Source organism: uncultured Streptomyces sp. (assembly GCF_947488945.1).
In the GTDB taxonomy this organism is placed as follows: Bacteria; Actinomycetota; Actinomycetes; order Streptomycetales; family Streptomycetaceae; genus Streptomyces.
This window is the reverse complement of record NZ_CANLBS010000004.1, coordinates 248,800-263,738: the sequence shown is the minus strand read 5'-3', so window position 1 is coordinate 263,738 and position 14,939 is coordinate 248,800. Positions and strand designations below refer to the sequence as shown.

At 73.0% G+C, this 14,939-nt stretch carries 12 protein-coding genes; 7 read left to right on the top strand and 5 right to left on the bottom strand.

Going from position 1 to position 14,939, the window contains the following annotated elements:
* Positions 1-75: 75 nt before the first annotated feature.
* Positions 76-1,065, top strand: a complete 990-nt coding sequence (locus Q0994_RS07875) for a YafY family protein (protein WP_299530766.1) — start codon at positions 76-78, stop codon at positions 1,063-1,065.
* Between the two features lie 142 nt (positions 1,066-1,207).
* On the opposite strand, the gene glnA is transcribed toward Q0994_RS07875, so the two are convergent.
* The gene (gene glnA / locus Q0994_RS07870) at positions 1,208-2,569 is read right to left on the bottom strand and encodes a type I glutamate--ammonia ligase (RefSeq protein ID WP_299530763.1); all 1,362 of its coding nucleotides are present in this window, start codon (positions 2,567-2,569) and stop codon (positions 1,208-1,210) included.
* A 266-nt stretch (positions 2,570-2,835) separates the two neighbouring features.
* Here glnA and Q0994_RS07865 point away from each other — a divergent pair, with 266 nt between their 5' ends.
* The 4 genes from Q0994_RS07865 to Q0994_RS07850 all read left to right on the top strand — a co-directional run bounded on the left by Q0994_RS07865 (position 2,836) and on the right by Q0994_RS07850 (position 7,072).
* The gene (locus Q0994_RS07865) at positions 2,836-3,501 is read left to right on the top strand and encodes a DUF3105 domain-containing protein (RefSeq protein ID WP_299531324.1); all 666 of its coding nucleotides are present in this window, start codon (positions 2,836-2,838) and stop codon (positions 3,499-3,501) included.
* A gap of 152 nt (positions 3,502-3,653) precedes the next feature.
* On the top strand, positions 3,654-4,391 hold the full coding sequence (locus tag Q0994_RS07860; RefSeq protein ID WP_299530761.1) for a DUF305 domain-containing protein: 738 nt from the start codon (positions 3,654-3,656) through the stop codon (positions 4,389-4,391).
* A 114-nt stretch (positions 4,392-4,505) separates the two neighbouring features.
* The gene (locus Q0994_RS07855) at positions 4,506-4,931 is read left to right on the top strand and encodes a CBS domain-containing protein (RefSeq protein WP_299530759.1); all 426 of its coding nucleotides are present in this window, start codon (positions 4,506-4,508) and stop codon (positions 4,929-4,931) included.
* A gap of 386 nt (positions 4,932-5,317) precedes the next feature.
* Positions 5,318-7,072, top strand: coding sequence for an NAD+ synthase (locus tag Q0994_RS07850; RefSeq protein WP_299530757.1), 1,755 nt, complete (start codon positions 5,318-5,320; stop codon positions 7,070-7,072).
* 165 nt (positions 7,073-7,237) lie between these two features.
* Here the strand turns inward: Q0994_RS07850 and Q0994_RS07845 are convergent, their stop codons facing one another.
* Positions 7,238-8,569: an MFS transporter gene (locus Q0994_RS07845; protein ID WP_299530755.1), complete on the bottom strand. Its 1,332-nt coding sequence runs from the start codon at positions 8,567-8,569 to the stop codon at positions 7,238-7,240.
* A 557-nt stretch (positions 8,570-9,126) separates the two neighbouring features.
* Here Q0994_RS07845 and Q0994_RS07840 point away from each other — a divergent pair.
* Positions 9,127-9,996 (top strand): alpha/beta hydrolase, encoded by an 870-nt coding sequence (locus Q0994_RS07840; protein ID WP_299530753.1) that lies wholly within the window; start codon positions 9,127-9,129, stop codon positions 9,994-9,996.
* 81 nt (positions 9,997-10,077) lie between these two features.
* Here the strand turns inward: Q0994_RS07840 and Q0994_RS07835 are convergent, their stop codons facing one another.
* From Q0994_RS07835 to Q0994_RS07825, 3 genes are all read right to left on the bottom strand, one after another.
* A complete protein-coding gene (locus Q0994_RS07835) occupies positions 10,078-11,100 on the bottom strand; it encodes an endonuclease/exonuclease/phosphatase family protein (protein WP_299530751.1) in 1,023 nt (340 codons plus the stop codon).
* A gap of 216 nt (positions 11,101-11,316) precedes the next feature.
* Positions 11,317-12,060 (bottom strand): TetR/AcrR family transcriptional regulator, encoded by a 744-nt coding sequence (locus tag Q0994_RS07830; RefSeq protein ID WP_299530748.1) that lies wholly within the window; start codon positions 12,058-12,060, stop codon positions 11,317-11,319.
* A gap of 87 nt (positions 12,061-12,147) precedes the next feature.
* Entirely contained in the window at positions 12,148-13,755 is a 1,608-nt protein-coding gene (locus Q0994_RS07825) for an MFS transporter (protein ID WP_299530745.1), read from the bottom strand.
* A gap of 209 nt (positions 13,756-13,964) precedes the next feature.
* Here Q0994_RS07825 and panB point away from each other — a divergent pair, with 209 nt between their 5' ends.
* Positions 13,965-14,852, top strand: coding sequence for a 3-methyl-2-oxobutanoate hydroxymethyltransferase (gene panB, locus Q0994_RS07820; RefSeq protein WP_299530743.1), 888 nt, complete (start codon positions 13,965-13,967; stop codon positions 14,850-14,852).
* Positions 14,853-14,939 lie beyond the last annotated feature (87 nt).

Below are 14,939 nucleotides of genomic sequence, written 5' to 3'. Positions count from 1 at the left end.
TGCTGGGAGCGTGCAGCCTCAGGCTAGGAGAAATAGTGGACAGAATCGGTCCTGTATTCGCGTGAGGCTGTGAACATGTCACGACCCACCGGCCGCGTGCTGAGACTCCTGGAGCTACTGCAGTCGGGCGGCACCCGGACGGTGGCCGAGCTCGCCGACCGTCTCGGCGTCGAAGGGCGCACCGTGCGGCGGTATGTGGACCAGCTGATCGACCTGGACGTGCCCGTGGAGTCGGTGCGCGGCCGCTACGGCGGGTACCGGCTGGCTCCCGGGTACCGCTTGCCTCCGCTCATGCTCAGCGACGACGAGGCGCTGGCCGTGCTGCTCGGCCTGGTAGCCGGCCGCCGGGCAGAGCTGACGACGACGGAGCGCACGGCAAACGAGACGGCGTCGGCGAAGATCCGGCGGGTGCTGCCCCAGCACATCGCCCGCCGGCTCGACACACTCCTGGAAGCTCTCGCCTTCACGGATCAGCCCGGCGAGTTGGACCACCCGGACGCCGGGCTCCTGCTCACCATCGCCGATGCGGTGCGCCACCGCCGGCCGGTCTCGATCCGCTACACCGACCGCGACGGACGGCGCAGCGAACGCACGCTGCACGCGTACGGGATCGTCGCCCATGCGGGCCGGTGGTACGTGACGGGCAAGGACGCCCAGGTCGGCGAGGACCGAACCCTCCGGCTCGACCGCATCGCAGCCGCGAGGGCCCTGCCCGGCTCGTTCGAAGCGCCCGTGGGTCCCGGTCCGGCACAACGCGTGTTGTCAGGATTCGCCACGGCCGAGTACCGGCATCAGGTCACCTTGCGGATCCACGGGACAGTTGAGCAGATCCGCGCCCACCTCCCCGCCGGCGTCGCGAGCCTGGAGGAGCACGAGCCCGCGGCCGGCCAGGACCCGGCGGCCGAGCACTGGCTGCGCGTCGAACTACGGGCGGAGCGGCTCGACTGGTTGCCTCCGGTACTCGCCTCACTCGACCGGCCGTTCGCCATCGAGCGCCCCGATGAACTCCGCGCCCTCGTCATCGCGCTCGCCGACCGCTTCACGTCCTATGCCCGCCAAGCCTGACAGGCGAAGAACCAATGTCGTGAGACGGCACAACTGGGCGGCGAGGTTCTTCGGACTGGGGGCCGAGGCCTCGGGGCCGACGGTGCCTCACCGTCGGCCCCGCACATGCGCGTACCAGCACCTCGGCGGCGCCGACCAGCCCTTACAGCACCGGCAGCAGGTTCTTCAGCTCGAAGGCGGTGACCTCGCTGCGGTACTCCTCCCACTCGCGCTTCTTGTTGCGGAGGAAGAAGTCGAAGACGTGCTCGCCGAGGGTTTCGGCGACGAGTTCGCTCTTCTCCATCAGGGCGATGGCCTCGCCGAGGTTCTGCGGGAGGGGCTCGATGCCCATGGCGCGGCGCTCGGAGTCGGAGAGGGCCCAGACGTCGTCGTCGGCGCCGGCGGGGAGCTCGTAGCCCTCCTCGATGCCCTTGAGGCCGGCGGCCAGCAGGACCGCGTACGTCAGGTAGGGGTTGGCGCCCGAGTCGATGGAGCGGACCTCGACGCGCGCCGATCCGTTCTTGCCCGGCTTGTACATGGGGACGCGGATCAGGGCGGAGCGGTTGTTGTGGCCCCAGCAGATGTACGAGGGGGCCTCGCCGCCCGCGCCGGCGCTGCGGGCGGAGCCGCCCCAGATGCGCTTGTAGGAGTTGACCCACTGGTTGGTGACGGCGGAGATCTCCGCAGCGTGGCGCAGCAGGCCCGCGATGAACGAACGGCCGACCTTGGAGAGTTGGTATTCGGCGCCCGACTCGTAGAACGCGTTGCGGTCGCCCTCGAAGAGGGAGAGGTGGGTGTGCATGCCCGAGCCGGGGTACTCCGAGAACGGCTTCGGCATGAAGGACGCCTGCACGCCCTGCTCCAGCGCGACCTGCTTCATCACCAGGCGGAAGGTCATGATGTTGTCGGCCGTGGAGAGCGCGTCCGCGTACCGCAGGTCGATCTCCTGCTGGCCCGGAGCGCCCTCGTGGTGGCTGAACTCGACCGAGATGCCCATGGATTCGAGCATGGTGATCGCCTGGCGGCGGAAGTCCATGCCGACGTTCTGCGGGGTGTGGTCGAAGTAGCCGGAGCTGTCGGCCGGGGTGGGCCGGGTGCCGTCGACCGGCTTGTCCTTCAGCAGGAAGAACTCGATCTCCGGGTGGGTGTAGAAGGTGAAGCCCAGGTCGGAGGTCTTGGCGAGGATGCGCTTGAGGACGTAACGGGGGTCCGCGAAGGACGGCGAGCCGTCGGGCATCAGGATGTCGCAGAACATCCGGGCGGTGCCCGGAGCCTCCGCGCGCCAGGGCAGGACCTGGAAGGTGCCCGGGTCCGGCTTGGCGATCATGTCCGATTCGTAGACGCGGGCGAAGCCCTCGATGGCGGAGCCGTCGAAGCCGATGCCCTCGTCGAAGGCCTGCTCCAGCTCGGCGGGGGCCACGGCGACGGACTTGAGGAACCCGAGGACGTCGGTGAACCACAGCCGTACGAAGCGGATGTCACGCTCCTCAAGGGTCCTGAGGACGAATTCCTGCTGCTTGTCCATAGCCACATCCTTGCAGTTCAGACGGTCTGTGCACCACCGCCCGGGGTAGGGGAGGAACTCCAGTATCACGACCCGGGATTTCACCCAGATTACGCACACGGTGTGAGAGAGAGCACGCGGCCACCCACTACGATCGGCGGCCACGGTGTGCAGCGGGTGCGGCGGGCCTTCCACGGGCGTGTGCGCAGCGGATGTCCGGCATGCCGCACGTCCCTCCCGCCCCCTGCAGAAGGACCGCCGCCATGAGCTTCGACCCCCGCCCTCCGATGCATCCGGCACCGCCCGCCGCCCCGACGCCCGGCCGGTCGGACAGGACCGGCCGGATCGTTGCCATCGTCGTGGGGGCGGTCGCCGTCGCAGGTCTGGTGGGCTTCGGCTCGTACACGGTGCTCGACCGCACGGTGGGTGACCGCCCCGAGCGCGACGGGGCCGCGAGCGACTCGAAGCCGGGCGGGCCGCCTCCCACGGCCGCCGCGGGAGGGCCGGTGCGGGGTGAGAAGACGTGGGACGCGGAGAAGCTCGGCCGCGACCACGTCGCCGGGGACGTGGACTACCCGATGACGCCTCCGGTGGGCGGGAACCACGACCAGGTGTGGATGAACTGCCAGGGCGATGTATACGAAAAGCCGCTCGCCGACGTCAACGCGGTGCACTCGCTGGAGCACGGTGCGGTGTGGGTGACGTACAACGCGACGGCGTCCGACGCCGACGTCTCGGCGCTGGCCTCGCGGGTCTCCTCGACGCCGTTCACGCTGATGAGCCCGTACCCGTCGCAGGCCGGGACCATCACGCTGACCGCGTGGGGCAAGCAGCTCACGGTGGACGGCGCGGAGGACGAGCGGGTGGACGCGTTCCTCTCAGCGTACGTACAGGGCCCGCAGACACCCGAGCCCGGCGCGCCCTGCACCGGCGGGCTGGCCGCACCCCGATGACGGTCGGGCCGACGGGAGCAGAGGGCCCGGCGAACCGGGCGAGCCGGGCGAACCCCGCCGGGGGCCCGGGGAGCCCGGTTGACCCGGAGAGCCCCGCCGAGGGACCGCCCACCGCTCCCGGCCGCGCGCCCCGGCAGCGGTACGTGCGGCTGATGGCCGGGCTCGGCGTCGTGGTCCTCGCGGTGGCCGCCGGGGCCGCCGTGGCGGCGGGCCGGGGCGGGGACGACGTCCCGGAGCACCTGGCGGGCACTGCGGCGGACACCGCGACGGGCGGTACGGGGATCCCGGCGGCGGACTCCGCCGACGCCGGGTTCGCGCGGGACATGGCCGTCCACCATCAGCAGGCCGTCGAGATGTCCCTCCTGGTGCGGGACCGGACGGCGGACGACGAGGTGCGGCTGCTCGCGTACGACATCGCCCAGACCCAGGCCAACCAGCGGGGGATGATGCTGGGCTGGCTGGACCTGTGGGGGCTGCCGAAGACCGCGCCCGGCGGGGCCGGACCGATGGCGTGGATGGGCGACGACGCGGCGGGCGACGGGGACGGGGACGGGGACGGAAGTGAAGGCGGGCACGCCGGAGGCGGAGGCCACGAGGGGCACGGTGGCCAGGACGGGGCCGGAACCCCCGGCGGCCCGATGCCCGGCATGGCGACCGACGCCGAGCTGAGACGGCTCGGGGAGGCGGAGGGGAGAGCCGCCGAGGTCCTCTTCCTGCGGCTGATGACCGACCACCACGAGGGCGGCGTCATCATGGCCGCCGCCTGCGCGGAGCGGTGCGCCGTACCCGCCGAGCGACGGCTCGCCCGCGGCATGGTGGCGGCCCAGCGGTCCGAGCTGAAGCTCATGGCGGACATGCTGGTCGAGCGGGGCGCGCGCCCGCGCACGTGAGCCGCTTCCCCGGCCGTGACGCCGACCGGTCGCGGGGCGGCGGCCGGGCCCGGAGAATGGTGTGCGCTCGGGGTCGTACGCCCGTGCCGGTTCCGGCACACAGGAGGAGTCCCCATGACGACAGCGAAAGACATCATGCACGCCGGTGCCACGTGGATACCGGCGCACGAGACGCTGGACCGGGCCGCGCAGCTGATGCGCGACCACCAGGTGGGCGCGCTGCCCATCTCCGCCGACGGCGAGCAGGACCGGATGGTCGGCATCCTCACGGACCGCGACATCGTGGTCGGCTGCGTGGCAGCGGGACACGATCCGTCGAAGGTCACCGCGGGCGAGTTCGCGCACGGCACCCCCCGCTGGATCGACGCGGACGCCGGGGTGGACCAGGTGCTGAACGAGATGCAGACGCACCGCATCCGCCGGCTTCCGGTGGTCGAGAACAAGAAGCTGATCGGCATGATCAGCGAGGCCGACCTGGCCCAGCACCTGTCCGACGACCAGATCGCGGCCTGGGCGGAACAGGTCTACGCCCGCGGCTGACGCCCACGCCCCCGCCCTCGCCCGCCCCCACGGAAGCGGCCTCCCCCCGAGGCCCCACGGAACGGCCCCGCCGTCCGCCGCACCTCACCGCGCCGGGCGGCGGGGCTCCGCGCGTCCGTGTGCGGTCCGGCGGCACCGGTCTCCTCCCGCCCCCGTACGGCTTCACGGGCAGCGGTGAAGGCACCTGTCCGTACAGCCCGCAACAGCCCGACCGGCAGCCGTACGACCCGCCCGGCCCTCATCTCCCGACTCGCCCGCTGCCGACGGCATCACCGCGCTACCGACGCGGGGCCGGGCACCTCCGGAGCCTTCACGGGCGTCGGCTCCGCCCTTTCGGAACACCGGCCTCCAGGACATCGCGTCAGTAAGACGATTACACTGCCCCCGTGCCTCAACTACGCCTCGCACTCAATCAGATCGACTCGACCGTCGGGGACATCGCCGGCAACGCCGAGGCGGTCGTCCACTGGACCCGGCACGCCGCCGACCAGGGCGCCCACCTCGTGGCGTTCCCGGAGATGGTGCTGACCGGCTATCCCGTCGAGGACCTCGCGCTGCGGTCGTCCTTCGTCGAGGCCTCGCGGACGGCGCTGCACGCGCTCGCCGCGCGGCTCGACGCGGAGGGCTTCGGCGGAACGCCGGTCGTCGTCGGCTACCTCGACCGCTCCGAGGACGCGCAGCCGCGTTACGGACAGCCCGCGGGCACGCCGCGCAACGCGGCGGCCGTGCTGCACGGCGGGCGGGTCGCACTGTCCTTCGCCAAGCACCATCTGCCCAACTACGGGGTGTTCGACGAGTTCCGGTACTTCGTGCCGGGCGACTCGATGCCCGTGGTGCGGGTGCACGGGGTGGACGTGGCGCTCGCGATCTGCGAGGACCTCTGGCAGGACGGCGGCCGGGTGCCGGCCGCGCGGTCCGCGCAGGCCGGGCTGCTGCTGTCGATCAACGCCTCCCCCTACGAGCGCGACAAGGACGACACCCGGCTCGAACTGGTCCGCAGGCGGGCCCGCGAGGCCGGCTGCACCACGGCCTACCTGGCGATGACGGGCGGCCAGGACGAACTGGTCTTCGACGGTGACTCGATCGTGGTCGACGCGGACGGCGAAGTCGTCGCCCGCGCGCCGCAGTTCGCCGAGGGCAGCATGATCCTCGATCTGGAGCTGCCGGCCGCCGCGCCCGACGCGCCGACCGGCATGCTCGACGACGGCCTGCGGATCGACCGCGTGGTGCTCTCCGAGGACCCGCTGCCCTCCTACGCCCCCGAGCTGGCCGGCGGCTACGCGGAACGGCTGGACGCGGACGAGGAGGTGTACTCGGCGCTGGTGATCGGGTTGCGCGCCTATGTCGCGAAGAACGGTTTCAGCAGTGTGCTGATCGGCCTTTCCGGCGGGATCGACTCGGCCCTCGTCGCCGCCCTCGCCTGCGACGCGCTGGGAGTGGAGAACGTCCACGGGGTCTCGATGCCGTCGAAGTACTCCTCCGACCACTCGAAGGACGATGCGGCAGAGCTGGCGCGGCGCACCGGGCTGAACTTCCGGACCGTACCGATCGAGCCGATGTTCGACGCTTACATGGGATCGCTGAAGCTGACCGGGCTGGCCGAGGAGAACCTCCAGTCGCGGCTGCGCGGCACCCTGCTGATGGCACTCTCCAACCAGGAGGGCCAGCTCGTGCTGGCGCCGGGCAACAAGTCGGAGCTGGCGGTGGGGTATTCGACGCTGTACGGGGACTCCGTGGGCGCGTTCGGCCCGATCAAGGACGTCTACAAGACGTCTGTCTTCCGCCTCGCGCGGTGGCGCAACCGGGCCGCCGAGGAGCGCGGGCAGACCCCGCCGATCCCGGAGACGTCGATCAGCAAGCCGCCCAGCGCGGAGCTGCGCCCCGGCCAGGTCGACACCGACTCGCTGCCGGACTACGACGTGCTGGACCGCATCCTGGAGCTGTACGTGGACCGGGACCGGGGCCGCGACGCGATCGTGGCGGCCGGGTTCGACGAGGCGCTGGTGACGAAGACGCTGCGGATGGTGGACACCGCGGAGTACAAGCGGCGGCAGTACCCGCCGGGCACGAAGATCTCGCCGAAGGGGTTCGGCAAGGACCGTCGGCTGCCGATCACCAACCTCTGGCGCGAATCGAGCTGACGCGGGGCGGGTGCGGGGGCGGATGCCGGGCGTGGAGCGGCGGGCGCGGACCGGGCCGCGCCCGCCGGCCCGGAACCGGACGAACCCGGTCCCGCAACCCCACGGGCCGAGGGCCGCACCACGCGGTCCCCGGCCCGTCCGTGTCACACCGTCCCGTCCCGGCCGTCAGCGCGTGCGCATCGCGTCCTGCCCCGATCGCGGACCCGCGTGCTGCCCCGGACCCGTGCCCGCGTCCTGGCCCGATCCCGTGCTGGCCTCCGGTCCCGGCCCCGCGGCCGGCCCCGGCTCCCGGCCCGGTTCCGAGGTCGCCCGGAGCGACTCCGGTCCGGCCTGGGCGACGACGCGGGAGGCGGCGGGCGCCCGGTCCCAGAACGCGGCGGCGGCGGCCACCGCGAGTCCGAGTGCGGCGAGCACCGCGCCGACGAAGGCCGGGGAGGTCCAGCCCCAGCCCGCCGCGATGGCGGCGCCGCCGAGCCAGGCTCCGCCGGCGTTGGCCAGGTTGAACGCGGAGTGGTTGGAGGCGGAGGCGAGCGTGGGGGCGTCCTGCGCCTTGCGCATCACCAGCATCTGCAGCGGTGTGGTCGTCATGAAGCCGACCGCGCCCAGCAGCACCACCATCACCAGGGCCAGCCACTGCACGTGCACCGTGAACGGGAACGCCACCAGCACCACGGCGAGGGCGCCCAGCGCGCCGAAGAGGGTGGGGCGCAGCGCCCGGTCGGTCAGCGGTCCGGCCGCCAGCGCGCCCAGCGTCATCCCGATGCCGAACAGGGCGAGGACCACGGTGACCGAGGACTCGCCGAATCCCATCGCCTCGGTCGTCATGGACGACAGGTAGGAGTAGACGGCGAAGACGCCGCCGAAGCCGAAGACGGCGGTGAGCAGGCCGAGGAGCACCTGCCGGTTGCCGAGCGCCCGCAGTTCGTGGCGGACGTTCTGGTGCGCCTCCACCGGGATGCGCGGCACCAGCCGGGCCAGGGCGGCCATCGCGCAGAGGCCGATGGCGGCGACGACCAGGAAGGTCGCGCGCCAGCCGAGGTGCTGGCCGAGCAGGGTGGCAGCCGGTACGCCGACGATGTTGGCGACGGTCAGACCGAGGAACATCGTGGCGACGGCCCGCGCCTGGCGGCCCTCGGAGACCAGCCGGGCGGCGACGACCGCGCCGACGCCGAAGAACGCGCCGTGCGGCAGTCCGGCGAGGAACCGGCCCGCGAGCAGTGTCCCGAAGCCGGGGGCGAGCGCCGAGGCCAGGTTGCCGACGGTGAACAGGGCCATCAGCAGCAGGAGCATCCGCTTGCGCGGGACCTTGGAGCCGAAGGCGGTGAGCAGCGGAGCGCCCACGACGACGCCGATGGCGTAGGCGGACACCAGGTAGCCGGCGGTGGGCACCGACGTTCCCAGGTCGTCCGCGACGTTGGGCAGCAGGCCCATCATCACGAACTCGGTGGTGCCGATGCCGAAGGCGCTCACGGCCAGCGCGAGCAGGGCCAGGGGCATGGGGGTGAAACCTTTCAGCAGGGAGCCGCGCGGGGCCCTCCTTCCCCGTACGGCACGGGGTCCGTGACGGGGCGGGGACGCGGGCGGCGGGACCGGGGCGCACAGGTGCCCCGGCGGGGAGAACGGGCACCGCGAGGTGCCCCGGGGACGGGGGAGGCGTCGGCCGCACTGCCGACGCCCGCGACAGCGGACAGAACAAATGGTGGCAGACGATGTGTTCCGCGCGGTGAACGGGTCGTTTCGGCCGGCCCACCGTAACGCGTCCCCGGCGTGGGGCTCGAACCCGCGCACTCGGCCGCCACGGCGCACGCCGCCCCGGACGCCCGCAGCCCGCCCGGACGCGTCCGGATGCCGGTCCCCGCTCCGGCCGTCCGCACCGGTCGGCGCCTTCGTCCTGTGCACCTCGCATGTTGTGTTCGCCTCATGCGCGGGGGCAGGAGAACGACGGCGGTGCCGTCCGGCACTCCCCGGCGGGAGAGTCTGCTCGCGGGTTCTCGCGGCGGAGCGGCGTCGCACGGCGTCCGGCGGGCGACCGCCGGGGGTGGGAGGCCACGGCCTTGTTCGAGGACTTCGAAGCCACGCGGATCCAGGTCGACGGGGCGTCGGTCTTCGCCCGTCACGGCGGGCAGGGGCCGCCGGTGGTGCTGCTGCACGGCCACCCGCGGACCTCGGCGACCTGGCACCGGGTCGCCCCGCTCCTCGTCGGGCGCGGGTTCACCGTGGTCTGCCCCGATCTGCGGGGGTACGGACGGTCGGTCGGCCCGGCGCCCAGCGCGGACCACTCCGCCCACTCGAAGCGGGCCGTCGCCGGCGACGTGGTCGAGGTGATGCGCGCGCTGGGCCACGACCGTTTCGCCCTCGTCGGACACGATCGCGGGGGCTGTGCCGCGCTGCGCCTCGCCCTCGACCATCCCGACGCGGTCTCGCGGGTGGCGCTCATCGACTGCCTGCCCGTGTCCGAGCACCTGTCGCGCCTCACGGTCGCGTTCGCCACGCAGTGGTGGCACTGGTTCTTCTTCGCCCAGCCGGACGTCCCCGAGCGGGTCATCAACGCCGATCCCGACGCCTGGTACCACGGTGATCCGGTCGCCATGGGCCGGGAGAACCACGACGAGTGGCGCGCGGCCACCAGGAACCCGGACGTGGTGCGGGCGATGCTGGAGGACTACCGGGCCGGTCTCACGGTCGACCGGCGGCACGAGGAGGAGGACCGTGCCGCGGGGAACCGGGTCTGGTGCCCCGCCCTGGTCCTGTGGTCGCTGCGGGACGACCTTGAGCAGTTGCACGGGGACCCGGTGGAGATCTGGCGGCAGTGGGCGCCGGACGTGCGGGGGCACGGCATCGACGCCGGGCACCACGTCGCCGAGGAGGCCCCGGAACCGCTCGCCGCCGCGCTGGCGGACTTCTTCGGCGGCCGCCCCGGCTGAGCGGTCCCCGATCGGTCCCCGCCCACCACCGTCCGGCGCTCACCACGGTCCGCCGCCCGCCGCGGCCCCTGCCGCCGCCGATCAGAGTCGGACGCGGGCGGCGATCGGGAGGTGGTCACTGTCGGTGGCGGCGAGGGTCCAGGAGGACAGGGGCTCGACGCCCCGGACCATGATCTGGTCGATCCGGGCCATCGGGAACGAGGCGGGCCAGCTGAAGCCGAAGCCGTCGCCGGCCGCGCCCTGGGTGGAGCGCATCTGCGAGGTGACGCCCTTCAGGGCGCGGTCGTTCATGGTGCCGTTGAGGTCGCCGAGCAGCACCACCCGCTCGATGGGCTCGTCCGCGATGGCCTCGCCGAGCGCGTCGGCGCTCTCGTCCCGCTGGCTGGCGGTGAACCCGGCGTGCAGCTTGACGCGTACCGAGGGGAGGTGGGCGACGTAGACCGCGACCTTGCCGCCCGGCGCGGTGACGGTGGAGCGCATGGCGCGGGTCCAGCCCATCTTGATGTCGACGGGCCGGGTGTCGCTGATCGGGTACTTGCTCCACAGCCCGACGGTGCCCTGGACCGAGTGGTAGGGGAAGCGGCCGTCGAGCGCCTTCTCGTACGTGGCGACCTGGCCGGTCGGCAGTTCCTGGAGGGCCACCACGTCGGCGCCGGAGCCCGCGACCTGCTGGGCGGTGCCGGTGGGGTCGGGGTTGTCGGCGTTGACGTTGTGGGTGGCGACGGTGAGGTCGCCGCCGGGGCCGGACTTGCCGGTGAGCAGGCCGCCGAAGAGGTTGAACCAGACGACGAGCGGCAGCAGCAGCGCGATCAGGGCGGTCGCCGACCTGCGGACCAGCCCGAGGACGAGCAGCACCGGGATGCCGGCCCCTATCCACGGCAGGAAGGTCTCGACGAGGCTGCCGAGGTTCCCGAAGCGGTTGGGGATCTGGGCGTGGCAGACCATGAGCAGCGTCAGCAGGACGGCCAGCACGGCGACGACGATGCCGCGCCGCCAGATCCCGCGGTCGCGCGTCCACTTGTTCCGCAGGTCACGGAGGCGGGACGCGGGCCGGGGCGGCTCCGCCTCGCCGTGGCCGGTCTCCGCTCCGTACGCCTGCACCATTCCGCTTCCTCACTGCCTTGCCGTGCGTTGTCACCGCGCCCCTCGACCCTAGGGGATCACGGGCGCCGTGAGCACCGTTCCCGACGGCGTCACGTGGAGAAGGACGACACGGGCGGGGCCGGAGGTTCCGTTTGGGGCGGCCGGAAAGCGACGGGCGGGAAGCGGCGGGCGGAGGAAGCCGGCTCGGCGTGTCCCGCGGGCGGGTGGGCGTCCGGCTCAGCCGCGGGTGTCCGGGCCGGTGCGGCCTCCGGGGGCCGCACCGGCCCGCGGACCGGATTCGGGGTGCGGCCCCAGGCCCTCGATGAGCGCGGTGAGCACCCGGTCGACCAGGTCGTCGGGGAGCGCGGACTCGGGGCGGTGGACGGTGCGGACGAGCAGCGTGCCGAGGATCAGGTCGTCCATCAGCTCGACGTCGAGGTCCGCCCGGAGTTCGCCCGCGGCGACGGCCCGCCGGACGGCGGCGGTCACGGCGTCCCGGCGGGGGCCGATCACCGTGTCCTTGTACTCGTTCCACAGCCGCGGGTGGCTCTTCATCTGGGCGAAGACGTTGTGCAGCAGGACGGAGGAGCGCTGGGCGAGGCCGCGGGCGCGCTGGGCCTCCATCAGGGACCTGAGGTCGGCGAGGCCCGCCGTGCCGGAGACCTCGGGGTCCTGGGGTTCCATGTCCCGCAGGACGTCGAGGAAGAGCTCTTCCTTGCCGCTCCAGCGCCGGTAGATGGTGGCCTTGCCGACTCCGGCGGTGCGGGCGATGCGCTCGATGGAGAGGCCGGCGAGGGGTTCGCCGGCCTCCAGGAGGGTGACGACGGCGTCGAGGATCGCGCGCTCGGCGGCGGCGCTGCGGGGGCGTCCGCGGCGGGGTTCGCCGCAGCCCTCCGGGCGTCCGGGGCCGGGGTTCCGGGCGGCCCCGGCGTCCGGGGCGTGCGCGTCGGCGGCATCGGGTCCGCGATCCTGTCCCTGCACGTGCATCCGCCTTTCACCGCGTCTACGGCCTGCGGCCATTCTCGCCGACCCGGGTCCCGGCGGGGGCCCGGGTGCGGCGGGACGGGGTCAGCCGGCGCGGCCGGCGGGTTCGGGGCTCGCCTCCCGGCCGGCGGGCGCGTCGGGCGCGGGCGCCCGTCCCGGCAGGAAGAGGGCGACCACGACCGCGCCTATCAGGGCGACGCCCGCCGAGGTGACGGCGGTGAGGTGCATGGCGCCGAGGAAGGCGTCGTTCGCGGCGGCGGCGAGCGGCTTGCCCGCGGGGCCCAGCTTCGCCGCGACGCCGAGGGTGGCCTCGATGGACTCCCCCGCGACGTCCCGCGCGCCGGCGGGCACCGCGCCGAGGTGTCCCTCGATGTCGCCGCGGTAGGCGGCGGAGAGCACCGAGCCGAGCACGGCGACGCCGAGCGCCCCGCCGACCTGGCGGAAGGTGTTGTTGATGGCCGAGCCGGAGCCAGCCTTCTCGCGGGGCAGCGCCTGCATCACGGCGACGGTGACCGGCGGCATGATGTGCGCCATGCCGGTGCCCTGGACGAAGAAGACCAGGCACAGGACCCATACCGGTGTGCCGGCGTCGAAGGTCCCGAAGGCGGCGAGGCCGCCCGCCACCAGCAGCAGGCCGGCCGTGCAGACGGCCTTGGCACCGAAGCGGGTGACGACGTGCCGGGCGCGCGGGGAGAAGACCATCTGCGCGGCGGCCAGCGGCAGCATGAGCAGGCCGGACTGGAGGGCGGTGTAGCCGCGGACGCTCTGGAGGTAGAAGGCGGAGAAGAAGGTGACGCCCATCAGCGCGAAGAAGACGAGGGCGATGGCGGCGACGGCGGCGGAGAAGGCGGGCTTGCGGAAGGAGGAGATGTCGAGGGCGGGGTGGCTGCTGCGCTTCTCGTGGACGACGAAGAGGGCGAGGACCACCAGGCCGCCGGCTATCGGGGCGAGCACGGTGGACTCGGTGAAGTCGGCGAGTTCGCCGCCGCGGATGATGCCGTAGACCAGCAGGACCAGGCCGACGACGGACAGGGCGACGCCCGCCGGGTCGAGGCGGCCGGGCTTCGGGTCACGGGAGTCCGGCACCAGGACCACCATCGCGACCAGCGCGACGAGGCCGACGGGGACGTTCACCAGGAAGATCGAGCCCCACCAGAAGTGCTCCAGCAGCAGCCCGCCGGTGATGGGGCCGATGGCGATGGCCAGGCCGACGCCGCCGGCCCAGATGCCGATGGCCTTGGGCTGCTCGTCGCGCTCGAAGACGTTCATCAGCACGGCGAGGGTGGCCGGCATCACGAACGCGGCGCCGAAGCCCATCAGGGCGCGCCAGGCGATCAGCTGGCCGGGCGAGGAGGAGAAGGCGGCGAGCGCGGAGCCGGCGGCGAACACGAGGATGCCGAAGAGCAGCACCTTCTTGCGGCCGATCCGGTCGCCGAGCAGTCCGGCGGTGAACAGGATCCCGGCGAAGACGAGGGTGTAGGAGTTGATCGCCCACTCCAGCTCGCTCTGGGTGGCGCCGAGCCCGGTGGGCTCCGGCGCGGCGATCGTCTTGACGGCGACGTTGAGGATCGAGTTGTCCAGCACCACGATCAGCAGGCTGAGCATCAGGACGGCGAGGATCGCCCATCGGCGGCGGTGGACCGCTTCGGGGACACGGGGTGCCACGGCAGGGGGGTGGGAGGCTGGGGACATGGGAAAGACCATAGCCTCATTTCGATACGAGACCGTTCCGTATTGTTAAGTCTTTACCCGTTGCCCTCCTCCGTACGCCCGCCGGTCGTCCGGCGGCCTCCGGGACGCCCCCTTCCGCCCACTTCCCGCATCGGGGCACGGGATGCCACCATGGAAGGGATCCGGGGACGCCGTGAGGGCGCCTCGAGATGACGAAGGAGCCGTTCGCCATGGCGCTCGACGCTGCCCAGAACACGTCTGCCCCCACCCCTCCCCGCGCTGCCGCCGACGGCGGCAAGGCGCTGTACGGAGGAAAGAGCAGCCGCCGCATCACCGTCCACGACATCGCCGCCGCCACCGCCCGCGGCGAGAAGTGGCCCATGCTGACCGCCTACGACGCGATGACCGCGTCCGTCTTCGACGAGGCCGGCATCCCGGTCATGCTCGTCGGAGACTCGATGGGCAACTGCCACCTCGGGTACGAGACCACCGTGCCCGTCACGATGGACGAGATCGCGATGCTGTCCGCCGCCGTCGTCCGGGGCACCAAGCGCGCCCTGATCGTCGGCGACCTGCCGTTCGGCTCGTACCAGGAGGGGCCCGTACAGGCCCTGCGCAACGCGACCCGGCTGGTCAAGGAGTCCGGGGTGGGCGCGGTGAAGCTGGAGGGCGGCGAGCGCAGCCACGAGCAGATCCGGCTGCTGGTCGACGCGGGCATCCCCGTGATGGCCCACATCGGCCTCACCCCCCAGTCCGTCAACGCCATGGGCTACCGGGTCCAGGGCCGCGGCGAGGAGGCGGCCCACCAGCTGCTGCGCGACGCCAAGTCCGTGCAGGACGCGGGCGCGTTCGCCGTCGTGCTGGAGCTGGTCCCGGCCGAGCTGGCGGAGGAGGTCACCCGCACGCTGCACATCCCGACCGTCGGCATCGGCGCCGGCGCGGGCACCGACGCGCAGGTCCTCGTCTACACCGACATGGTGGGCCTGACCGGCGGCAAGACGCCGCGCTTCACCAAGCAGTACGCCGACCTGCGCACGGTGCTCGGCGACGCGGCGAAGGCGTTCGCCGAGGAGGTCGTCGGCGGCGCGTTCCCGGCGGCCGAGCACACCTTCCACTGATCCGTCCGGGCGCGGACGGCCCGCGCCCGGCCCCCGACCATCTCCGGCACCACCGTCAGCCCGCCGACCGTCCCCCGTCGGCGGGCT

Excerpts from the sequence above, each read along its gene's own strand:
- Q0994_RS07865 (WP_299531324.1), top strand. The coding sequence starts at position 2,836 with ATGCATCCGGCACCGCCCGCCGCCCCGACGCCCGGCCGGTCGGACAGG.
- Q0994_RS07875 (WP_299530766.1), top strand. The coding sequence starts at position 76 with ATGTCACGACCCACCGGCCGCGTGCTGAGACTCCTGGAGCTACTGCAG.
- Q0994_RS07835 (WP_299530751.1), bottom strand. The coding sequence starts at position 11,100 with ATGGTGCAGGCGTACGGAGCGGAGACCGGCCACGGCGAGGCGGAGCCG.
- Q0994_RS07825 (WP_299530745.1), bottom strand. The coding sequence starts at position 13,755 with ATGTCCCCAGCCTCCCACCCCCCTGCCGTGGCACCCCGTGTCCCCGAA.
- Q0994_RS07845 (WP_299530755.1), bottom strand. The coding sequence starts at position 8,569 with ATGCCCCTGGCCCTGCTCGCGCTGGCCGTGAGCGCCTTCGGCATCGGC.
- panB (WP_299530743.1), top strand. The coding sequence starts at position 13,965 with ATGGCGCTCGACGCTGCCCAGAACACGTCTGCCCCCACCCCTCCCCGC.
- Q0994_RS07860 (WP_299530761.1), top strand. The coding sequence starts at position 3,654 with ATGGCCGGGCTCGGCGTCGTGGTCCTCGCGGTGGCCGCCGGGGCCGCC.
- glnA (WP_299530763.1), bottom strand. The coding sequence starts at position 2,569 with ATGGACAAGCAGCAGGAATTCGTCCTCAGGACCCTTGAGGAGCGTGAC.
- Q0994_RS07855 (WP_299530759.1), top strand. The coding sequence starts at position 4,506 with ATGACGACAGCGAAAGACATCATGCACGCCGGTGCCACGTGGATACCG.